Origin of the sequence: Pseudomonas sp. RSB 5.4 (assembly GCF_037126175.1) — a bacterium.
In the GTDB taxonomy this organism is placed as follows: domain Bacteria; phylum Pseudomonadota; class Gammaproteobacteria; order Pseudomonadales; family Pseudomonadaceae; genus Aquipseudomonas; species Aquipseudomonas fluorescens_H.
Map to the genome: position 1 here is coordinate 5,937,235 of NZ_CP146986.1, position 19,053 is coordinate 5,956,287.

20 protein-coding genes and 1 pseudogene are annotated in these 19,053 nt (G+C 58.6%); 11 read left to right on the forward strand and 10 right to left on the reverse strand.

Going from position 1 to position 19,053, the window contains the following annotated elements; translation table 11 throughout:
• Window positions 1-13 precede the first annotated feature (13 nt).
• Together recA and recX are read left to right on the forward strand one after the other, a co-directional pair.
• Entirely contained in the window at window positions 14-1,072 is a 1,059-nt protein-coding gene (gene recA, locus V9L13_RS26735; RefSeq protein WP_003222269.1) for a recombinase RecA, read from the forward strand.
• An 8-nt stretch (window positions 1,073-1,080) separates the two neighbouring features.
• Window positions 1,081-1,551 (forward strand): recombination regulator RecX, encoded by a 471-nt coding sequence (recX, locus tag V9L13_RS26740; protein ID WP_003222270.1) that lies wholly within the window; start codon window positions 1,081-1,083, stop codon window positions 1,549-1,551.
• Between the two features lie 55 nt (window positions 1,552-1,606).
• Here the strand turns inward: recX and V9L13_RS26745 are convergent, their stop codons facing one another.
• The gene (locus V9L13_RS26745) at window positions 1,607-2,725 is read right to left on the reverse strand and encodes a TIGR00730 family Rossman fold protein (protein ID WP_338800953.1); all 1,119 of its coding nucleotides are present in this window, start codon (window positions 2,723-2,725) and stop codon (window positions 1,607-1,609) included.
• Between the two features lie 352 nt (window positions 2,726-3,077).
• On the opposite strand from V9L13_RS26745, the gene V9L13_RS26750 reads away from it, so the two are divergent.
• Window positions 3,078-3,272, forward strand: a complete 195-nt coding sequence (locus tag V9L13_RS26750) for a hypothetical protein (protein ID WP_003222272.1) — start codon at window positions 3,078-3,080, stop codon at window positions 3,270-3,272.
• On the opposite strand, the gene V9L13_RS26755 is transcribed toward V9L13_RS26750, so the two are convergent.
• On the reverse strand, window positions 3,273-3,695 hold the full coding sequence (locus tag V9L13_RS26755) for a PA3611 family quorum-sensing-regulated virulence factor (protein WP_338800954.1): 423 nt from the start codon (window positions 3,693-3,695) through the stop codon (window positions 3,273-3,275).
• Between the two features lie 189 nt (window positions 3,696-3,884).
• Between V9L13_RS26755 and V9L13_RS26760 the strand changes: the two genes are divergently transcribed.
• From V9L13_RS26760 to V9L13_RS26770, 3 genes are all read left to right on the forward strand, one after another.
• Complete coding sequence (locus tag V9L13_RS26760) at window positions 3,885-4,631, forward strand: tRNA-uridine aminocarboxypropyltransferase (protein WP_338800955.1); 747 nt, start codon at window positions 3,885-3,887, stop codon at window positions 4,629-4,631.
• Between the two features lie 223 nt (window positions 4,632-4,854).
• Window positions 4,855-5,505, forward strand: coding sequence for a response regulator transcription factor ErdR (erdR, locus tag V9L13_RS26765; protein WP_003222275.1), 651 nt, complete (start codon window positions 4,855-4,857; stop codon window positions 5,503-5,505).
• A gap of 74 nt (window positions 5,506-5,579) precedes the next feature.
• A complete protein-coding gene (locus V9L13_RS26770; protein ID WP_003222276.1) occupies window positions 5,580-5,942 on the forward strand; it encodes a diacylglycerol kinase in 363 nt (120 codons plus the stop codon).
• Here the strand turns inward: V9L13_RS26770 and V9L13_RS26775 are convergent.
• The gene (locus tag V9L13_RS26775) at window positions 5,939-6,865 is read right to left on the reverse strand and encodes a LysR family transcriptional regulator (RefSeq protein ID WP_045122319.1); all 927 of its coding nucleotides are present in this window, start codon (window positions 6,863-6,865) and stop codon (window positions 5,939-5,941) included. The genes V9L13_RS26770 and V9L13_RS26775 overlap by 4 nt on opposite strands.
• Before the next feature lie 133 nt (window positions 6,866-6,998).
• Here V9L13_RS26775 and fpr point away from each other — a divergent pair, with 133 nt between their 5' ends.
• Complete coding sequence (gene fpr, locus V9L13_RS26780; protein WP_003222277.1) at window positions 6,999-7,778, forward strand: ferredoxin-NADP reductase; 780 nt, start codon at window positions 6,999-7,001, stop codon at window positions 7,776-7,778.
• Window positions 7,779-7,950: 172 nt separating this feature from the next.
• Here fpr and tsaA read toward each other — a convergent pair whose 3' ends face one another.
• The 5 genes from tsaA to rimO all read right to left on the reverse strand — a co-directional run bounded on the left by tsaA (window position 7,951) and on the right by rimO (window position 12,305).
• Window positions 7,951-8,649, reverse strand: a complete 699-nt coding sequence (tsaA, locus tag V9L13_RS26785) for a tRNA (N6-threonylcarbamoyladenosine(37)-N6)-methyltransferase TrmO (RefSeq protein ID WP_338800956.1) — start codon at window positions 8,647-8,649, stop codon at window positions 7,951-7,953.
• Between the two features lie 185 nt (window positions 8,650-8,834).
• On the reverse strand, window positions 8,835-9,302 hold the full coding sequence (locus V9L13_RS26790; protein ID WP_003222279.1) for a DUF1456 family protein: 468 nt from the start codon (window positions 9,300-9,302) through the stop codon (window positions 8,835-8,837).
• Between the two features lie 72 nt (window positions 9,303-9,374).
• Window positions 9,375-10,085, reverse strand: a complete 711-nt coding sequence (locus tag V9L13_RS26795) for an rRNA pseudouridine synthase (RefSeq protein WP_003222280.1) — start codon at window positions 10,083-10,085, stop codon at window positions 9,375-9,377.
• Window positions 10,086-10,274: 189 nt separating this feature from the next.
• Window positions 10,275-10,748: a GNAT family N-acetyltransferase gene (locus V9L13_RS26800; protein WP_003222281.1), complete on the reverse strand. Its 474-nt coding sequence runs from the start codon at window positions 10,746-10,748 to the stop codon at window positions 10,275-10,277.
• Window positions 10,749-10,967: 219 nt separating this feature from the next.
• Window positions 10,968-12,305 carry a 30S ribosomal protein S12 methylthiotransferase RimO gene (rimO, locus tag V9L13_RS26805; RefSeq protein WP_003222282.1) on the reverse strand — a complete coding sequence of 446 codons (1,338 nt, stop codon included), beginning with the start codon at window positions 12,303-12,305 and terminating at the stop codon, window positions 10,968-10,970.
• A gap of 290 nt (window positions 12,306-12,595) precedes the next feature.
• Between rimO and V9L13_RS26810 the strand changes: the two are divergent.
• Window positions 12,596-14,496 (forward strand): annotated as a pseudogene (locus V9L13_RS26810) (potassium transporter Kup).
• Between the two features lie 62 nt (window positions 14,497-14,558).
• Here the strand turns inward: V9L13_RS26810 and V9L13_RS26815 are convergent.
• Both V9L13_RS26815 and V9L13_RS26820 read right to left on the reverse strand, forming a co-directional pair.
• A complete protein-coding gene (locus V9L13_RS26815; protein ID WP_338800301.1) occupies window positions 14,559-15,764 on the reverse strand; it encodes an ISL3 family transposase in 1,206 nt (401 codons plus the stop codon).
• 241 nt (window positions 15,765-16,005) lie between these two features.
• Window positions 16,006-16,332: a DUF3077 domain-containing protein gene (locus V9L13_RS26820; protein ID WP_338800957.1), complete on the reverse strand. Its 327-nt coding sequence runs from the start codon at window positions 16,330-16,332 to the stop codon at window positions 16,006-16,008.
• A gap of 501 nt (window positions 16,333-16,833) precedes the next feature.
• On the opposite strand from V9L13_RS26820, the gene V9L13_RS26825 reads away from it, so the two are divergent.
• Genes V9L13_RS26825 through V9L13_RS26835 form a run of 3 tightly spaced genes read left to right on the forward strand, consistent with a single transcriptional unit; the run spans window position 16,834 to window position 18,969 of the window.
• Entirely contained in the window at window positions 16,834-17,601 is a 768-nt protein-coding gene (locus V9L13_RS26825; RefSeq protein WP_338800958.1) for a MarR family transcriptional regulator, read from the forward strand.
• A gap of 1 nt (window position 17,602) precedes the next feature.
• Window positions 17,603-18,301 carry a hypothetical protein gene (locus V9L13_RS26830; protein ID WP_003222287.1) on the forward strand — a complete coding sequence of 233 codons (699 nt, stop codon included), beginning with the start codon at window positions 17,603-17,605 and terminating at the stop codon, window positions 18,299-18,301.
• Window positions 18,298-18,969 carry a serine/threonine protein phosphatase gene (locus tag V9L13_RS26835; protein ID WP_338800959.1) on the forward strand — a complete coding sequence of 224 codons (672 nt, stop codon included), beginning with the start codon at window positions 18,298-18,300 and terminating at the stop codon, window positions 18,967-18,969. The genes V9L13_RS26830 and V9L13_RS26835 overlap by 4 nt, the downstream gene beginning before the upstream one ends.
• The last annotated feature ends 84 nt before the right edge of the window (window positions 18,970-19,053 follow it).

Consider the following 19,053-nt stretch of genomic DNA (forward strand, 5'->3'; position numbering starts at 1 on the left):
CGTGAGGACTTTAATGGACGACAACAAGAAGAAAGCCTTGGCTGCGGCCCTGGGTCAGATCGAACGTCAATTCGGCAAGGGTGCCGTGATGCGTATGGGCGATCAGGACCGTCAGGCGATCCCGGCTATCTCCACCGGCTCTCTGGGTCTGGACATCGCACTCGGCATCGGCGGTCTGCCAAAAGGCCGTATTGTTGAAATCTACGGTCCTGAATCTTCCGGTAAAACCACACTGACGCTGTCCGTGATCGCCCAGGCTCAAAAAGCCGGCGCGACCTGCGCCTTCGTCGACGCCGAACACGCCCTTGACCCTGAGTACGCCGGCAAGCTGGGCGTTAACGTCGACGACCTGCTGGTTTCCCAGCCGGACACCGGTGAACAGGCTCTGGAAATCACCGACATGCTGGTGCGTTCCAACGCGGTTGACGTGATCATCGTCGACTCCGTGGCGGCACTGGTACCGAAGGCTGAAATCGAAGGCGAAATGGGTGACATGCACGTGGGCCTGCAAGCCCGTCTGATGTCCCAGGCGCTGCGTAAAATCACCGGTAACATCAAGAACGCCAACTGCCTGGTGATCTTCATCAACCAGATCCGCATGAAGATCGGTGTGATGTTCGGCAGCCCGGAAACCACCACCGGTGGTAACGCGCTGAAGTTCTACGCCTCGGTTCGTCTCGACATCCGCCGTACCGGCGCGGTGAAGGAAGGCGACGAAGTGGTCGGCAGCGAAACCCGCGTCAAGGTTGTGAAGAACAAGGTGGCTTCGCCGTTCCGTCAGGCCGAGTTCCAGATTCTTTACGGCAAGGGCATCTACCTCAACGGCGAGATGATCGACCTGGGCGTGCTGCACGGTTTCGTCGAGAAGTCCGGCGCCTGGTATGCCTACGAAGGCACCAAGATCGGTCAGGGCAAGGCCAACTCGGCCAAGTTCCTGGCAGACAACCCGGAAGTCGCTGCCAAGCTCGAGAAGCAGCTGCGTGACAAACTGCTGTCGCCAGCCGTGATTGCGGACTCCAAGGCCTCTGCGGTCAAAGAGACCGAAGACGATCTGGCCGACGCTGATATCTGATAACAGCGATGACCACCGCCGTACTCGATACCCTCGTCGCGGTGCGGCGAACCGCCATGGATCTGCTCGCTCGACGCGAGCACGGTCGAGTCGAGCTGACGCGTAAACTGCGTCAGCGCGGCGCCGAGGCGGAAATGATCGAAACAGCCCTCGACCGATTGACGGAAGAGGGGCTGCTTTCCGAAGCCCGTTACCTTGAAAGCTTTGTTTCCTACCGTGCCCGTTCCGGCTACGGCCCTTTGCGCATTCGCGAAGAGCTGGGCCAGCGAGGTTTGCAACGCGCCGATATCGAACTCGCCCTGCGTGAAAGCGGTATCGACTGGCAGGAGCAGCTTCGCGAGACATGGCAACGCAAGTTTTCCGGACACTTGCCGATCGATGCCAAGGAGCGCGCCAAACAGGGCCGCTTCCTTGCCTATCGGGGCTTCTCGATGGAGATGATCAACCGCTTGTTCAGCGGTAGAGGGATGGACGATTAAAACGGTTGAACAACAACGGCCCGCTATGAAAATAGCGGGCCGTTTTTTTTTGCCTTCAGATTACCTTCGATGGCTCACGCGCACGTTGGGTGGTCTGCGGTTTGCTGTGGGCCCAGTTTTCCGGGAGGTTGATGTAGTCCACCAGTTCCCTTAGTCGGCCATGGTTCCGGGCATTGAACGCGAAGGCCAGTCGCACCAGATGGCTGTACTGCGCTTCGTCGTGTTCCTCGCCGCTGTAGGCGTGTTGATGGAACTGGTCACTCAGGCACAGATCAGCGAAAGCCTCTTGCATATGTTCCAGGGCCTGATCGCTAAGCTTGTGGTTCATACGAATCACGAACTGACGCTTGAGCCAACGGCTGGAGTGGAAGTTGCTGTAGAACTGATTGATCTGCTGTACCGCCTCATCGACGCTGTAGACCAGGCGCATCAGTTTCAGGTCGGTGGGCAGGATGTAGTGGTTCTCTTCGAGCTGCTGGCGAATGAAATCCAGTGCGCCTTGCCAGAACGTTCCGCCCGGCACATCGAGCAGCACCACGGGCACCAATGGACTTTTGCCGGTCTGGATCAGTGTCAGTACTTCCAGTGCCTCGTCCAGTGTGCCGAACCCGCCAGGGCACAGCACCAGTGCGTCGGCTTCCTTGACGAAGAACAGTTTGCGGGTGAAGAAGAAATGGAACGGCAGCAAGTTGCCTGTGCCGTCCACTGTCGGGTTCGCATGTTGCTCGAAGGGCAGAGTGATGTTGAACCCGAGACTGTGGTCGCGCCCGGCGCCTTCGTGCGCGGCGGCCATTATCCCGCCACCGGCACCGGTGATGACCATCATGTCCGAGCGTGTCAGAGCCGCGCCGAGTTCCCGGGCCATGGCATACAGCGGATGCTCGACCGGCGTGCGTGCCGAACCGAACACCGTGACTTTGCGTCGTCCCTTGAACTTCTCGAGAACCCGGAACGCCTGCTCCAGTTCGCGCAGGGCCTGCAGGGTGATCTTGGCGTTCCAGCGGTTGTGATCTTCCTCGGCCATGCGCAGCACGGTCAGGATCATGTCGCGGTAAATCGGCAGGTTCGGGCTGTTGGGGGAAATCTGGTTGAGTTGTTCTTCGACCTTGCTGATGAGGTCGGGGAGTTGTTCCTGAAAATGCCTACTGAGCAGGTCATTCGGTTGGTAAGGCATTCAACGTCTCCTTCTGCACAGAGCTGGTGGCCCTGACGTGCGGCGTCAGTGCCGCGCTGCAAAAAACACACACGATCGGCAGCTCCTTTGCTGCCGTGAACAAGTGATCGGGAACACTTTGAATCTAGACCTTTGCACGGATTTGCGCTGACTTGATCATTGCCCCGCAGAATCCTTTCTGGCAACTGCTGATTGCCTCTTCACGTAATCAGTCACCGCTCGTCCGAACGTACACCGTAGAGCAATCGCTCTGATTTACTAACCTACAGGCACTGCACGACAGCTTCGCGTCAACGGGAGTATGCAAGGTGCGCGCTTTTCAAGGATTCGTGGTGGCAAGGAGGCGGGATAGATGGCCAGAGTGATTCTGGAAATCGATACGCAGCTGTATCGGATGTTGAAAGCATCAGCCGAGACCAACCAAGTGAGTCTCGAAGAGGAGTGCTGCCGACGGTTGGCAGGCGGGGAACGCCGTTCGCGTTATCTACAGGCTCTGGTGGCCGAATTGCGCGCCGAAGATGAACAACGGCGCGCCAATTCTCGATGATTACTTCTTCGCCGGGACAGCTTTCGGACAATCCGACTCTTGATAGCTGGCCGAACCGATTGCGCGGTTGGTCTTCACTTCGCTGAAGTCGTAGCGCATCACGGCGCCCTTGGCCATCAGCTTGCGGTACGACGGGTTATTGCACACCGAAGCACCCAGCTGGAAATACACGGCTTTTGGGTCAGCGCGCATCTTCTCGGCGTGGCTGGCCTGCACACTCAGGTGGTTGATCAGCGTAGTGCCTTCGACGGTGTAGCCTTGATCGAGAATGTCTTCGTTGATCGCCCGTGGGGTACCCACGCTGCTTTGCTCGGCGACACGACGCAGCTCTTGGTTCAGATTCTGCTCACTCAGGGACGCAGCGTGTGCGCTGAAGGACAACGCCATGGCGATGGCCGCGGTAGGAACGATAAGGCGCAGCATGAAACTCTCCTGATTCAGTGACTGGTGGTTCGACCAGCCCCGTGGCTGTGCGTTCAGTGGCGGCGAATTATAGGGGAGCCGGTCAGGACGGTACAGGCTTGTCCCCGTCGCTCTGATAAACTGCCAGCCTTTATTGCCTTGCCGAGTGTTGTTCGTGTCGAGTTTTTCTGCCTCCGGGCGCTGCCTGCAATGAATCATGCCCCTAACGCCGTCGCCCGCCTGCGCGACCAGCGCGAAGATGAAGGTATCAAGCCGATCCAGGCCCGTGGTTTCCGTTCCGAGCGTTGCCGCGATTGTCGTGTGATCATCAGCCACTGCCTGTGCGCCTGGCGTCCGACGGTGGAAACGCGATCCGGCGTATGCCTGATCATGACCGGCAAGGAAGTGTTCAAGCCGAGCAACACCGGCTGGCTGATCGCCGATGTGGTGCGCGACAACCATGCATTCATCTGGTCGCGCACCGAACCTGACCCGCAGATGCTGGCGCTGCTCGATGACCCGCAATGGCAGCCGTACCTGGTGTTTCCGGGCGAATACGTTGAGCCGTCACGGGTGACCAACACCGTCGTGCCCGATAGCAGCAAGCGCCCGCTGTTCATTCTGCTGGATGCGACCTGGACCGAGGCGCGCAAGATCTTCCGCAAGAGTCCGTATTTCGACCGCTTGCCGATCCTGAGCCTGCTGCCCGACAAACTTTCGCGTTATCGCCTGCGTCGCTCGACCCGCAGTGAGCACCTGTGCACCGCCGAGGTCGCGGCGTTGTGTCTTGAGCTGGCAGGTGACAGTGATGCCGCTTCTGCCCTTGACGCTTATTTCGATGTGTTCAGCCAACATTATCTGGGGGCCAAACAGCAGTTGGACGTCAATGAGGCGACCCCGGCCCACGCCGAGTTGTTGCCTTATATACGAAAGCCGCAAGCGGTGTTGGCCCGATAGTGGCCCATACTGCAGAGAGCGCCGGCCGTGCTGCTTGACCACCCCGGCTGCGCTGGGCATGCTTGGCGCCGATTAGGGTGCGGCCAAGGTTTGAAACGCCGTTTGCTTGTGATTGGCGTTGAACGTGCCCTTGTGGATACCGCTTTGGTAGCGGCATCTTGAGTTGCTTTGGCCAGGCCCGAATACACCGGGCCTGCCATCAAAAACAGGATCATTTTGAAAAATGGCCACATACGAAATCCTGATTGCCGATGATCACCCGCTGTTTCGTAGCGCGCTGCATCAAGCAGTAACCCTGGGACTCGGCCCGGATGTAAGGCTGGTGGAAGTGGCGAGCATCGCCGAACTGGAAACCCGCCTGACCGAAAAGGCTGACTGGGATCTGGTCCTGCTGGACCTGAACATGCCCGGTGCCTATGGATTTTCCGGACTGGTGCTGCTGCGGGGACAGTACCCGCAGATCCCGGTGGTAATGGTCTCGGCGCAGGAAGAAGCCTCGGTGATGGTCAAATCCCGCGAGTTCGGCGCCAGTGGCTTCATCCCCAAGTCCAGCGACCTGAGCGTGATTCAGCAAGCCGTGCGCAAAGTGCTCGATGGCGACGTGTTCTGGCCACCACAGGCGTTCGAGGCGGTCAGCGTCTCCGCCGAAGCCAAAGCCGCCAGCGACGGCCTCGCCAGCCTGACCCCGCAACAGTTCCGCGTCCTGACCATGGTCTGTGAAGGTTTGCTGAACAAGCAGATTGCCTATGAGTTGAACGTGTCCGAGGCGACCATCAAGGCCCACGTCACCGCGATCTTTCGCAAGTTGAACGTGCGCACCCGGACACAGGCTGCATTACTTCTGCAACAACTTGAGTCAATTCCGAGCCAATAAAGGCTGGCGTCTTCACGCTTTTTTGACTTTTGTTGCTCTAGCTTTCCCACTCCTTTCTGGTTGGTTTTTACTTTATGTCACCTTTCAAGGGCCAGACCGGCCTGAAACGCATCCTCAACGCATCCGGCTACTCGCTGGACGGTCTGCGCGCCGCCTTCACCGGCGAAGCGGCATTTCGCCAACTGGTCCTGCTCAATGTGGTGCTGATTCCGCTGACGTTCTTCCTGAATGTCAGTCGCGTCGAACAGGCGCTGCTGATCGCCGTTTGCCTGCTGGCGCTGATCGTCGAGTTGCTGAATTCGGCAGTGGAAGCGGCCATTGATCGCATTTCGCTGGAACTGCACCCACTGTCGAAGAACGCCAAGGACATGGGCAGCGCCGCGCAATTCGTGGCCCTGAGCATGATTGCCCTGGTGTGGGCGGTGATTCTGCTTTAAGCGATACTCGGCAAGACGATCTCGTCGCTGCGCTGCACCCCGGCGGTGAAGGCGCGGCACAGCTCGAGAAACTCGCGCATGGCCGAGGTCTGGTATTTCTGCTTGTGCCAGATGAAGTAAAACTGCCGGGACAGATCCAGATCCGGCGTTTCCACCGCCACCAGACTGCCGCGCCGAAAGGCATCGCGCAGCGCCAGCCGCGATATACAGCCAATCCCCAGCCCTGATTCCACCGCGCGTTTGATCGCTTCGGTGTGTTCCAGCTCCAGACGGATATTCAGCGCACTGCGGTGATGACGCATGGCCTGGTCGAAGGTCAGTCGCGTGCCGGAACCCTGTTCGCGCAGAATCCACGCCTCGTGCGTCAACTCTTCCATGGTCGCGCTGCCGCGTTTGGCCAGCGGATGCTGCGGTGCGCAAAACACTACCAGTTCATCTTCGACCCAGCTCTGCACTTCGATGTCCGGATGGCTGCAGTCGCCCTCGATTAGACCCAGATCAATTTCGTAGTGGGCGACTTGATGCACGATATTGGCAGTGTTCTGTACATGCAGCTTCACCTGGCTTTCCGGATGGCGCTGCATGAAACCGCCGATCAACAGGGTCGCCAGGTAATTGCCGATGGTCAGCGTGGCGCCCACCGACAGTGAGCCGAAACCGGATTTGCCGTTGAGCAGGTCTTCGATTTCCTTGGACTGGTCGAGCAGGGCCACCGCTTGCGGCAGCAGCTGTTTGCCCAGGGCGTTGAGGCTCAGCCGTTTGCCGGCGCGGTCGAACAGCTGGCAGCTGGACTGGCGCTCCAGTTCGGTGATCGAGGTGCTCGCCGCCGATTGCGAGAGGTTGAGCAGACCCGCAGCACGGGATACGCTTTCCTGCTGGGCGACGGCGACGAAGACTTGCAGTTGACGAAGAGTAAATCGCATATCGATATAACCGATAACCCTTATCTTAATAATCCAGTTAACAGATATTGTCGTCGCTATTAGAATGCGTTGCAATTGCGCACTGTCGGCCGCAAAGGCGAGCGCAGACCCAATATCCAGGAGTCCCACGTACATGAGCAACATGAACCACGAGCGTGTCCTCAGTGTTCATCACTGGAACGACACTCTGTTCAGCTTCAAGTGCACCCGCGATCCGGGCCTGCGCTTCGAGAACGGTCAGTTCGTGATGATCGGCCTGCAACAGCCAAACGGCCGCCCGCTTATGCGCGCTTACTCGATCGCCAGCCCGAACTGGGAAGAGCATCTCGAGTTCTTCAGCATCAAAGTGCCTGATGGTCCGCTGACCTCGCAGCTGCAGCACCTGAAGGAAGGCGACGAGATCATCATCTCGAAAAAGCCTACCGGCACCCTGGTGCTGGACGACCTGAACCCGGGCAAGCACCTGTATCTGCTGAGCACCGGCACGGGTCTGGCGCCGTTCATGAGCGTGATCCAGGACCCGGAAACCTACGAGCGCTTTGAAAAAGTGATCCTGGTGCACGGCGTGCGCTACGTCAACGAAGTCGCCTACCGCGAATTCATCACCGAGCACCTGCCGCAGAACGAGTTCTTCGGTGAAGCGCTGCGTGACAAGCTGATCTACTACCCGACCGTGACCCGCGAGCCGTTCGAAAACCAGGGCCGTCTGACCGACCTGATGCGTAGCGGCAAGCTGTTCAGCGACATCGGTCTGCCACCGATCAACCCGCAGGACGACCGCGCAATGATCTGCGGCAGCCCGAGCATGCTCGACGAGACCAGCGAAGTGCTCGACAGCTTCGGCCTGAAGATCTCGGCGCGGATGCGCGAGCCGGGTGACTACCTGATCGAGCGTGCATTCGTCGAGAAGTAACCCGCAATACCTGTGGGAGCGGGCTTGCTCGCGAAGGGGGGCTGTCAGTCGACGTCAATGTTGAATGGCGCACCGCTTTCGCGAGCAAGCCCGCTCCCACAATGGTTTTGTGCTACACAGAAAAGCCCGCGTTGCCTGAGAAGGCAGCGCGGGCTTTTTTCGTTTCCGGGGTTTACGCCGAGGCCGGGATCACTTCCAGCACGCAAATCTGCTCCGGCGTCGGGTAATGCCAGCGCACGTCCAGATCCCAGAACTGCGCACCGTATTCGCGCTCTGGTGTCGGCGTCTGGTACGCCGGACGCGGATCCTGCGCCAGGCATTGCTCGATCAACTCGACCAGAGGCTCGCCAAGGCGCTGAGCATGGCCGTGCGCCTGTTGCAGCGCGACGTCCGTCCACTGCACGTCAATCAGCTGTGGCGCAGCGCTGGCGATGCTGTTGGAGGCGTCAGCGATGATATCGGCGTAAGGCACGTAGGGTTTGATATCGAGAATCGGCGTGCCGTCGAGCAAATCGATCCCCGAGATGAACAGCCGATGGGCCTCGACCTTGTCCAGCTTCACCACCGACTGCCCGATGCCATTGGGACGGTGGGTCGCACGGGTGGCGAACACGCCCATGGACTTGTTACCGCCCAGACGCGGTGGCCGCACCTTCAGGCGCGGCTTTTCTTCCAGCGCCTGATGAAACAGGAACAACAGCCAGACATGGCTGACCTGCTCCAGCCCTTGCACGGCGTCCCCCTGATCGAACGGCGCCACCAGCTCCAGCACGCCACGGGCAGCGGGGGCCAATTGCGGCTGGCGCGGGATGGCGAACTTTTCCTGGAAACAGGAACGCACGAAGCCGATGGGGGAGACGTTGTAAGTCATGGTCTGGAGTCAAGGTGGGAGCGAGGTGGGGATGATAACCCGAGGTGGCCGGGCCGACGCCTTCGCGAGCAAGCCCGCTCCCACAGGGATCTCGGGTGGAGTCCGGTTTTGTGTCAGCCACAAACCCTGTAGGAGCGGGCTTGCTCGCGAAGGCCGCGCCGCCGATTCAGAGCTTGTGGCGCAGATCAGCCGCGAACGCGCAGGGTCAGGCCCTTGAGGAAGTTGCGCAGCAACTGGTCGCCGCACGGGCGGTAGTTGGTGTGGCCGACCTTGCGGAACAGTGCGCTCAGCTCAGGCTTGGACACCGGAAACTCGGCAGCCTTGAGGATCGCGTGCATGTCGTCCTCTTTGAGCTCGAAGGCCACGCGCAGCTTCTTCAGGATGATGTTGTTGGTCACCGGCACTTCGATCGGCTGCGGCGGACGGCTTTCGTCCTTGCCGCGCTTGAACACCACCAGACCGTCGAGGAAATGCGCCATGACTTCGTCCGGGCAGCGTACGAAGCCTTCTTCGTCTTCTTCTTTCTTGTCGAGGTACGCGACGACGTCTTTCAGCTCCACGTCCAGGCCGCCGAGCTTGATGATCTCGATGACTTTCTTGTCGCTGATGTCGAGCATGTAGCGCACGCTGCGCAATACGTCGTTATGAATCATGTGGGTAATCCTGATAATCGTTGTGGGCAACGCGCAGACACGCTGCCGGAATGTGTGGCGGCAACAGAGGCTTTAGAACTTCTCTTTGCCGGACAGGTAGCGCCATTGGCCGAGCGGAACCTTGCCGATCGAGACGCCGCCGATGCGGATGCGACGAATGCCGACGACCTTCAGGCCAACCGCTTCACAGAACTGGGCGATGATCCCCGGCTGCGGGTTCTTCATGGCGAAGCGCAGGCGGTTTTCGTTCTGCCAGCTGGCCTTGACCGGCGGCAGCTCCTTGCCCTTGTGGGTGAGACCGTGCTGCAGGCGATTGAGGCCGTGGGCAACCATGTCGCCTTCGACTTCAACCACGTATTCCTGCTCGATCTTGGCCGCGTCGGCAGTCAGTTTGCGCAGTACTTTCCAGTCTTGGGTAAACACCAGCAGACCGCTGGCCTTCGGCTGCAGATCGGCGCTGGCCGTCAGGCGCAGGAAGTGGCCGCGCAGCGGACGTTTGCCGTAGCGGTGCTCGTCGCTGAGGGTGTCGGCGCTGAGCGATTGCATGGCGGTGTCGACGTCCATCCCGGCCGGCACGTTGAGCAGGATGGTCACCGGCTCCGGCGCGGTGGCCTGGGCGTCCTTGTCGAGCTCGACCTTCTGGTCGCCGACCTTGAATTGCGGTTCGTCGATCACTTCGCCGTCCACGGTGACCCAGCCGCCCTCGATGAACAGCTCGGCCTCCCGGCGGGAGCAACCGACCAGTTCGATGAGGCGTTTGGAGAGGCGAATCGGGTCAGTCATGACAGGGCCGTAACAAAAAAGGGGTGAGCATTGTACCTGCCTGGCGCCGGTTAAGCCCGGTTCCATTTCGGTAGGTGGTTTTTTGTAGGAGTGAGCCTGCTCGCGATTGCCGTCTAACATTCAGCATTGATGTCGGCTGGTCCGGCGCTATCGCGAGCAGGCCCACTCCTACAAGGGTTCTACGGTGTGTCAGGCATGCTTCGAGCGCTGCTGATTCTGCCGCAAGCGCATATGCAGCAGCGGATACGGCTGGCCCATGCCATCTACCTCCGATCGGCCGATCACTTCAAAGCCCTGCTTGAAGTAAAACCCCAGCGCCTGAGGGTTCTGTTCGTTGACGTCCAGTTCATCGGCATTCAGATGCTGCATGGCGTAGTTCAGCAATTGCTTGCCCAGCCCCTGGCCACGGTGCGCGGGATCGATAAACAGCATTTCGATCTTGCCCGCCGCCACCCCGGCGAATCCGGTGATGCGCTGCTGATGGTCCTTGGTGCAGATCAGCATCACCGCGTCCAGATAACGGGTGAGCACCAGATTGCGCAGCAACTCGATGTAGCTGTCCGGCAGAAAATCATGGGTCGCGCGAACCGAGGCCTCCCAGACCCGTGTCAGTTCCTGATAATCGCTGAGTTTCGGCGTGTGAATGACCGAATGCTGACGCATGCCCGATGGCCTCTTGTTCGTTTCAAGGGAGTCCTTCCCCCGGTAAACGATAGCCGTAAAAAAGCCCCGCATCTCGTAAAAAAGAGCGAGGCTTTTGATGACACGACTATCCCCTGTGGGAGCGGGCTTGCTCGCGAAAGCAGTGTATCGGTCGACATATCCAATGCCTGATAAACCGCCTTCGCGAGCAAGCCCGCTCCCACAGGTATTTTGTGGTGCTTAGATCTGCTCAGCCCACAGGTCGTATTCGTCAGCGTCAGTCACCTTGCACCAGACCTTGTCGCCCGGCTTGAGGTTGCTGCCGTTGTCGATGAATACGTTGCCGTCGATTTCCGGGGCATCGAAGAAGCAGCGGCCGACGGCGCCTTGCTCGTCGACTTCGTCCACCAGCACTTCGATCTCGCGGCCGATGCGCATTTGCAGGCGCGCCGAGCTGATCGCCTGCTGGTGCGCCATGAAGCGCTCCCAACGGTCTTGTTTGACGTCGTCCGGCACCACTTCCAGGTCCAGGTCATTGGCGGGCGCGCCATCGACCGGCGAATACTGGAAGCAGCCGACGCGGTCGAGCTGGGCTTCGGTCAGCCAGTTCAGCAGGTACTGGAAGTCTTCCTCGGTTTCGCCCGGGAAGCCGACGATGAAGGTCGAACGGATGATCAGGTCCGGGCAGATCTCGCGCCAGTTCTTGATCCGCGCCAGGGTCTTGTCTTCGAACGCCGGGCGTTTCATCGCCTTCAGCACTTTCGGGCTGGCGTGCTGGAACGGGATGTCCAGGTACGGCAGGATCTTGCCGGCGGCCATCAGCGGGATCAGCTCGTCGACGTGCGGGTACGGGTAAACGTAGTGCAGACGGACCCACACGCCCAAGGTACTCAGCGCTTCGCAGAGTTCGGTCATGCGGGTTTTCACCGGCGCGCCGTTCCAGAAACCGGTGCGGTATTTCACGTCGACGCCGTAGGCGCTGGTGTCTTGCGAGATCACCAGCAGCTCTTTGACGCCGGATTTGACCAGACGCTGGGCTTCGTCGAGTACATCACCCACCGGACGGCTGACCAGTTTGCCGCGCATCGACGGGATGATGCAGAAGCTGCAGCTGTGGTTGCAGCCTTCGGAAATCTTCAGGTAGGCGTAGTGACGCGGAGTCAGCTTGATGCCTTGCGGCGGCACCAGGTCGATCAGCGGGTTGTGATCCTGACGCGGTGGCACTACTTCGTGCACGGCGTTGACCACTTGCTCGTATTGCTGCGGACCGGTCACGGCCAGCACGCTCGGGTGTACGTCGCGGATATTGCCTTCTTCCACGCCCATGCAACCGGTGACGATCACCTTGCCGTTTTCCTTGATCGCTTCACCGATCACTTCCAGCGACTCAGCCTTGGCCGAGTCGATGAAGCCGCAGGTGTTGACCACCACCACGTCGGCGTCCTGATAGGTGGACACCACGTCATAGCCTTCCATGCGCAGCTGGGTCAGGATGCGCTCGGAGTCGACCAGTGCTTTCGGGCAACCCAGAGATACGAAGCCAACCTTTGGATTGGCCGGCGCAGGAGTGGTGGACATGTCTAACCTCGGTGTTTTGTGACGTCGCTTGCCTGGTGTGGAAGCTGACGGACGGGCGCTTGAAGTGCGCCTCTGATCAAAAAGTGCGCAATTCTAGCGATGAGCAACGCACTTGACCAGCTTTATGCAGGGAAATACGACGAGTGCTGCGCTATGCTTCGCGCCGTTGAGCTTTACCAATTTTTTACAGTCAACAAAACGTCTGTAACAACAGGTAAAACAGCGCATGCTGCACCACAAAGCATAGTGCTTCATTCAAAGAAGCCGGTTCTGAGAAGTAGGAGTGTTGGATGGGTCAGGCAAGTAGTCAGGCGGCGGGCGCCGAGCATTCGGCTGCAAAACCGCTGAGCATGCTGGTCGCGGCAGTCGGGGTGGTTTACGGCGACATCGGCACGAGCCCGTTGTACACCCTCAAAGAAGTTTTTGCCGGTCACTATGGGGTGCCGGTCAACCACGACGGAGTCTTCGGGATTCTGGCGTTGATTTTCTGGTCGCTGATCTGGGTCGTCACGATCAAGTACGTGTTGTTCGTCCTGCGGGCCGACAACCAGGGTGAGGGGGGATCATGGCGCTGACCGCCCTGGCGCGACGTGCATCCAGCCGCTATCCCAGGTTGCAGGCCGTGCTGGTGATTCTGGGGTTGATCGGTGCGGCGCTGTTTTACGGCGACAGCATGATCACCCCGGCCATCTCCGTGTTGTCCGCGGTTGAAGGTCTGGAGTTGGCGTTCGATGGCCTGGAGCGCTGGGTGGTGCCGATGGCACTGGTGGTCCTGGTCGCGCTGTTCCTGATCCAGAAACACGGCACCGATCGCATCGGCAAGCTGTTTGGCCCGGTGATGGTCGTGTGGTTCCTGGTGCTGGGGGGGCTGGGTGTCAGCGGGATCGTCAGGCACCCTGAAGTCTTGAATGCGCTGAACCCGATCTGGGGCGTGCGTTTCTTCATGGTTCACCCGGGCATGGGTGTGGCGATTCTCGGTGCGGTGGTGCTGGCGCTGACCGGTGCTGAAGCCCTGTATGCCGACATGGGCCACTTCGGGCGCAAGCCGATTGCCCGTGCCTGGCTGGTACTGGTGCTGCCGGCGTTGGTGCTGAACTACTTCGGTCAGGGCGCATTGCTCCTGGAAAACCCGGAAGCGGCGCGTAACCCGTTCTACCTGCTGGCGCCGAACTGGGCACTGGTACCGCTGGTGGTGCTGGCGACCCTGGCCACGGTGATTGCTTCGCAAGCGGTGATTTCCGGCGCGTTCTCGTTGACCCGGCAGGCCATCCAGCTCGGTTATATCCCGCGCATGCACATTCAGCACACGTCCAGTGCTGAACAGGGGCAGATTTACATCGGTGCAGTGAACTGGGCGCTGATGGTCGGCGTGATCCTGTTGGTGATCGGTTTCGAGTCTTCCGGCGCATTGGCGTCTGCCTACGGCGTGGCGGTCACTGGCACCATGCTGATCACCAGTATTCTGGTGGCGGCGGTGATCCTGCTGCTGTGGAAATGGCCACCGCTGCTGGCGGTGCCGATTCTGCTTGGTTTCCTGCTGGTCGATGGCATGTTCTTCGCGGCCAACGTGCCGAAGATCATTCAGGGCGGTGCCTTCCCGGTGCTGGCGGGGATCGTGCTGTTCATCCTGATGACCACCTGGAAACGCGGCAAGGAGCTGTTGGTCGATCGCCTGGACGAAGGCGCGTTGCCGCTGCCGATCTTCATCAGCAGCATCCGCGTGCAACCACCGCACCGTGTGCAGGGCACCGCGGTGTTCCTCACTGCGCGCTCCGACGCTGTGCCGCACGCGTTGTTGCACAACCTGCTGCACAACCAGGTGTTGCACGAGCAAGTGGTGTTGCTGACCGTGGTTTACGAAGACATCCCGCGCGTGCCGCCGGCACGCCGCTTTGAGGTGGACTCCTACGGCGAAGGCTTCTTCCGGGTGATCCTGCACTTCGGCTTCACCGACGAGCCGGACGTGCCGCAGGCGCTGAAACTGTGCCATCTGGATGATCTGGACTTCAGCCCGATGCGCACCACCTACTTCCTCAGCCGCGAAACGGTGATCGCCTCGAAACTCGAAGGCATGGCCCGCTGGCGCGAGGCGCTGTTCGCATTCATGTTGAAGAATGCCAACGGCAATTTGCGCTTCTTCAATCTGCCGCTGAACCGGGTGATTGAGTTGGGGACGCAGGTGGAAATGTAGGCCTGCATCAACTGAAAAGCCCCCGTCAGCCTTGTAGCTGGCGGGGGCTTTTTTTTGGTTCATCACGGATTACCGGGAAAGACGCTCTTGATCTTCATGAAAAAGAATTCGCTATCCCGGTAACCGTACGCCATCCGCTTGATGACCTTTATTCGATTGTTTATTCCTTCCAACTGACCGGTGTGCATCGGCCAGCGAACCCGGCTCACGATGCCCCGCCAGTAACCCTTTAGCCGTGTGGCGAACTGGATCAGAGCTGGAATTTCGCTTTCATGCGCATGGCGCAGCCATTGCTTCCAGGCCGATCGCCAACCCCAGGCAGTACTCGGGGTCCAGAGTGTTTTGAGTTCAGCCTTCATCAAGTAGACCGTCATCAACGCTTGATTGGCCGCCAGCAGATCCTCCAGGCGGACCTGTTGTTCCGGCGTTTTCAAGTTCTGCGGATTGCGCAGCAACAGCCATCGCGCCTGCTTGATGACCTTGCGGGCCGGCTTGTCGTGACGCAACCGGTTAGCCTCGTCAACGCGGACCCGATCAATCACCTCTCGGCCATATTTGGCCACTACATGGAAGAGGTCGTAGATCACTCGCGCGTTGGGACAGTGCTGGCGAACCTCCAGGTCAAAAGCGGTATTCATGTCCATCGCCACCGCTTCGATGCGTGCGCATCCCTCGGGCCCCAGCTCTTCGAAGAAGGGCCTGACCGCTGCTCGGCTGCGGCCTTCACCGATCCACAGCACGCGGCGTGTATCCGCATCCAGCACCACGCTGGCGTAACGATGACCTTTGAACAGGGCGAATTCGTCCATCACCAGACGTCGCGGTTGTGCCGTTGGCAAAATGCTCAACGCCGCTTGCAAGGCTCGACGCTCCAGCAACCGTACGGTGTCCCAATGCAGCCCGAACAGTTGAGCCACGTGCAGTGTGGGGAGGCGTTCGCAGGCCTGAATGACCGCCTCGGCCAAACGCCGCGTCATGCGGGCATAGCGGTCCAGCCAACTGACGGCCTCCATACGTTTACCACAGTCACGACAGACAACACGCCTGAGCAACACGCTGAGGCGCACCGCACGGCCGAGAATCGGTAAATCGCGGACGGTTCGTTCGCAATACTCATGTGTGGTTGAACAGGGTTTCTGGCAGCCGCCACAGGAAGGAAATCGGGTGGCGTGGGGAATCAGTTCGATCTGTAGGGCGTCACCATCAGGCTTGATGTTGACGACAGAAAAGCCCTCCCAAAACGGAAGGAAAGTATTAATATCGCGCATAAGAACGCCGGTTTGTTAGATGTGTTTGCTCGCACGAACATCATCAATCAAATCGGCGTTCTTGTTTCTGTGTTTCCCGGGATTCCGTGAAGAACCTTTTTTTTGTCTCGTAAACCTCTAACCCACTGCAAATCCCCTGTGGGAGCGAGCTTGCTCGCGAAGGCCGAGTGTCAGTCGAGACATGTGGTGGCTGATCCACCGCATTCGCGAGCAAGCTCGCTCCCACAAGGATTCTGTGGTGTCAGTGGCTTTCAGGCAATTCTTCTTCAGATTCGGTCTTCGTCCGCGCAGGTCGCGGCATCAGCGCTTGGATCACGTCATCAATCAAGGCTTTGCCCATTACCGTCAGGTAATGCGCAGCCCAGGCATGGCGGTCGGTGTCTTTGATGAAGGCAGCGTCCTCGGCGGAGGATTTGGCGAGGAATAGCAGATCGGAAGCTTGCGACAGTGCATCAATGACGGGGACACCGGAGCGGACGTTGAATAGCGCCAGATCCGAGTTGTAGAGGAAAGAGGTAAAGCCGACGGTTGTGAGGTCCGAAGGTGATGAAGGACTTTGTTTGCTCATTGTTTCGCTCCATAAAACGAGGAGCTGCCGCATTCGTTACCACACGAATGGGTGACAGCTGTACGCAGGGTGGTAAACCGGGAGAGCAAAGAAACCGGCAGACCCGAAGGTCTCCCACGCACAGCCGCCATGACTCGGAATTGCAGACGTAAAAACACCTGAGTCGTGTTGGGAGCGTTGTTGCACTTTGCTTAGCCGGGTTACCACACCCGATCACTGAATTGGTCAGCGACCTCTGGAGAGTATCCCGTCGAAAAAAAGCGCAACAGAGCGGCAAAGTGCCCAAACACGAGATTAGGAGTTTGCCTACAAGGTATGCGGACGTCATCTGATATTGCGACTCCGGTAACCGGAATTAAGGTGGCGAGCAATCTCGGGGGCGGTGGATTCTCGAGTTGGCGCCACAGGAGGGGGCCGTATAAAGGGCTTGACGATCGGATATTTTGAATGAGACAAGTGTCCACGTTTTATGGAATGTGGACGAGTGGAGTTTTAAGCTTCATGAAGAGTCAAGACATTTTGCTTTTGTTCAAGATGACCAGCCTTCACGCTCAGGAGGAAAACCTCCTTGGGGTAATGGAGTCGGAGTCAAATTCGAACAGAGTCGAGGAGTTGTTGAAGCCCTACGTGGTCAGTCAAATGACGGCGGGCGGTCGGGTGGGGCAACCATTGGTCACCTACTCCACCGACGGTGTAGATACTGTATTCCGCCGACAGGATTTCGATTCGCCCTTGGACGATGAGGCGGGGTGGGAAGGGTGGTCGGAGCCGGTAGCTGTTCCGCCACTGGCGAGCTGGAGTGAAGGTTACTCGTTGCGTGCGTTGTCTGCTTCACTTGGGCTAAGCAAGAGCGAAGTTTCAAATTCCATCGCCAGGTGTCGTGTGTCCGGGCTGCTCACCAATGACTATGACACCGGACTTCCAAAAGTTAACCGGCGGCAGTTACTAAACATCACCGAGCACGCTCTGAAATACTTTTTCCCTGTAAAGCCCGGGGCAATGGTTCGCGGCATCCCGACGGGTTTTGCAGCACCGGCACTGTCCAAAAGTATCAAAAGTGCTGGCGGACTGATTCCGGTTTGGCCAGATGCACTTGGAGCGGAGCGTGGACAGGCGATAGAGCCGCTCTACAAGACAGTGCCGGAAGCGGTGAAGCGGGACAGGACCCTTTACCACTATCTTGCGCTTGCTGATGCAATCCGCCTTGGAGGTCCGCGAGAGTGTGGTGTTGCGGTCGACATTCTAAAAGCAGGGATGGGACTGAAATAACATGTCATCCAACGCTGATCACAACTACGAGCTTATAGAGTTTGTTGCTGAGGGTTTGGGAGAGGCGTTTCTCGCGGAGGTTGCCTTTGTCGGAGGTTGCACCACAGCCATGCTGGTAACTGATGCTGTTGTGCTGGACGACATTCGCTTCACCGATGATGTTGACCTGGTGATCGAGCTAGCAGGCATTGGCGCCTGGCAGCAGCTTACCGAACGGTTGGCGGCCAGGAATTTCAAGATTACTGGCGAGGATGAAGTGAACTGTCGTTTCCGCTTCAACGACATCGTCGTTGACGTGATGCCTTCTGATCCCGAGGTTCTCGGATATGCCAACCGCTGGTTTGTAGAGGGGCTGGCGCGGGCCAATAAATTTACGTTGCCCAGCGGTACCGTCATCCAGATATTCAAACCGACCTATTTTCTCGCGACAAAACTGGAAGCTTTCAGTGGTCGTGGCGGTGGCGATCCATACCATAAAGACGTCGAAGACATCATTATCTTGATTGATGGACGTCCAGAGCTTTTAGAAGAGGTTCGGCAGGCGGAATCCGAGCTCAAAGAATTCATCACGAATGGAGTTCGAGCACTCAGGGTTCTCAGTGGCATTGACTATGTGATTGAAAGCTCGGGCTCGGTACAGGCCAATCCGGGAAGAGGGCAAATCATTCATGGGCGCATGAAAGAACTGGGCAGCGCATGAAATACCACGTCAGATCGGTAGCAGGGCGAGCCAGGAGAACCAACCATGACTTTGCTGGAGCGCTCTGTGATGGAGAAAACGGCGTATTTGTTATCACGGACGGTACATCGAGGGTTGGCAGTGGCCAGTTGGCTGAGTCCTTTGTGAAAGATGTTTTAGAGGTCTGGTCAAAACACTTTGATCACGGCCTCGATATTCCTGAGTGCGAAGCTGTTGAACAGGTACTGCTTTCTATACTGGCCGACCTCCACCCCGTTTTGTTTGCAAGTCACACAGGCGCCACTTGTTATGTGGTGGGTGTCGCTGCTCATGGGAAACTCACGCTTGCGTATGAGGGTGATTGTTCGTGCGGTGTTGTGACGCCAGCAGGAGCGATCGAATGGATTACGTCGCCCCACTGTAAGGCTAACTGGAGGCGCGACCGTTCCCACTCCGAGCTGGCGCAAGATCCGGCTCGAAACCGGGTGACTCGATGCTTGAAGGCGAGTCGCGCACCGAACCCTGACTTTGTGTTTCATTCATTGACCCTAAGAGAACGACTGGTATTTGCAACCGATGGCTTTTGGGCGGAGCTAACCGAGTTACAGCAAAGCTACTTGCTAGCAGCGCCGGATGGCAGCTGTATCGATGTAGAAGATGACATCACGTGGATAGATGTTCAGCTTTAGTCTCGGTATCGATAGAAGTTTCGACTGGCAGGAAGTGCTGCAAGTTTGCGTAAAAAAGCCCCCGCAACCGTGAGGTTGCGGGGG

Coding starts and splice junctions, on each gene's coding strand:
- recA (WP_003222269.1), top strand. CDS start 14: ATGGACGACAACAAGAAGAAAGCCTTGGCTGCGGCCCTGGGTCAGATC.
- recX (WP_003222270.1), top strand. CDS start 1,081: ATGACCACCGCCGTACTCGATACCCTCGTCGCGGTGCGGCGAACCGCC.
- V9L13_RS26745 (WP_338800953.1), bottom strand. CDS start 2,725: ATGCCTTACCAACCGAATGACCTGCTCAGTAGGCATTTTCAGGAACAA.
- V9L13_RS26750 (WP_003222272.1), top strand. CDS start 3,078: ATGGCCAGAGTGATTCTGGAAATCGATACGCAGCTGTATCGGATGTTG.
- V9L13_RS26755 (WP_338800954.1), bottom strand. CDS start 3,695: ATGCTGCGCCTTATCGTTCCTACCGCGGCCATCGCCATGGCGTTGTCC.
- V9L13_RS26760 (WP_338800955.1), top strand. CDS start 3,885: ATGAATCATGCCCCTAACGCCGTCGCCCGCCTGCGCGACCAGCGCGAA.
- erdR (WP_003222275.1), top strand. CDS start 4,855: ATGGCCACATACGAAATCCTGATTGCCGATGATCACCCGCTGTTTCGT.
- V9L13_RS26770 (WP_003222276.1), top strand. CDS start 5,580: ATGTCACCTTTCAAGGGCCAGACCGGCCTGAAACGCATCCTCAACGCA.
- V9L13_RS26775 (WP_045122319.1), bottom strand. CDS start 6,865: ATGCGATTTACTCTTCGTCAACTGCAAGTCTTCGTCGCCGTCGCCCAG.
- fpr (WP_003222277.1), top strand. CDS start 6,999: ATGAGCAACATGAACCACGAGCGTGTCCTCAGTGTTCATCACTGGAAC.
- tsaA (WP_338800956.1), bottom strand. CDS start 8,649: ATGACTTACAACGTCTCCCCCATCGGCTTCGTGCGTTCCTGTTTCCAG.
- V9L13_RS26790 (WP_003222279.1), bottom strand. CDS start 9,302: ATGATTCATAACGACGTATTGCGCAGCGTGCGCTACATGCTCGACATC.
- V9L13_RS26795 (WP_003222280.1), bottom strand. CDS start 10,085: ATGACTGACCCGATTCGCCTCTCCAAACGCCTCATCGAACTGGTCGGT.
- V9L13_RS26800 (WP_003222281.1), bottom strand. CDS start 10,748: ATGCGTCAGCATTCGGTCATTCACACGCCGAAACTCAGCGATTATCAG.
- rimO (WP_003222282.1), bottom strand. CDS start 12,305: ATGTCCACCACTCCTGCGCCGGCCAATCCAAAGGTTGGCTTCGTATCT.
- V9L13_RS26815 (WP_338800301.1), bottom strand. CDS start 15,764: ATGCGCGATATTAATACTTTCCTTCCGTTTTGGGAGGGCTTTTCTGTC.
- V9L13_RS26820 (WP_338800957.1), bottom strand. CDS start 16,332: ATGAGCAAACAAAGTCCTTCATCACCTTCGGACCTCACAACCGTCGGC.
- V9L13_RS26825 (WP_338800958.1), top strand. CDS start 16,834: ATGAAGAGTCAAGACATTTTGCTTTTGTTCAAGATGACCAGCCTTCAC.
- V9L13_RS26830 (WP_003222287.1), top strand. CDS start 17,603: ATGTCATCCAACGCTGATCACAACTACGAGCTTATAGAGTTTGTTGCT.
- V9L13_RS26835 (WP_338800959.1), top strand. CDS start 18,298: ATGAAATACCACGTCAGATCGGTAGCAGGGCGAGCCAGGAGAACCAAC.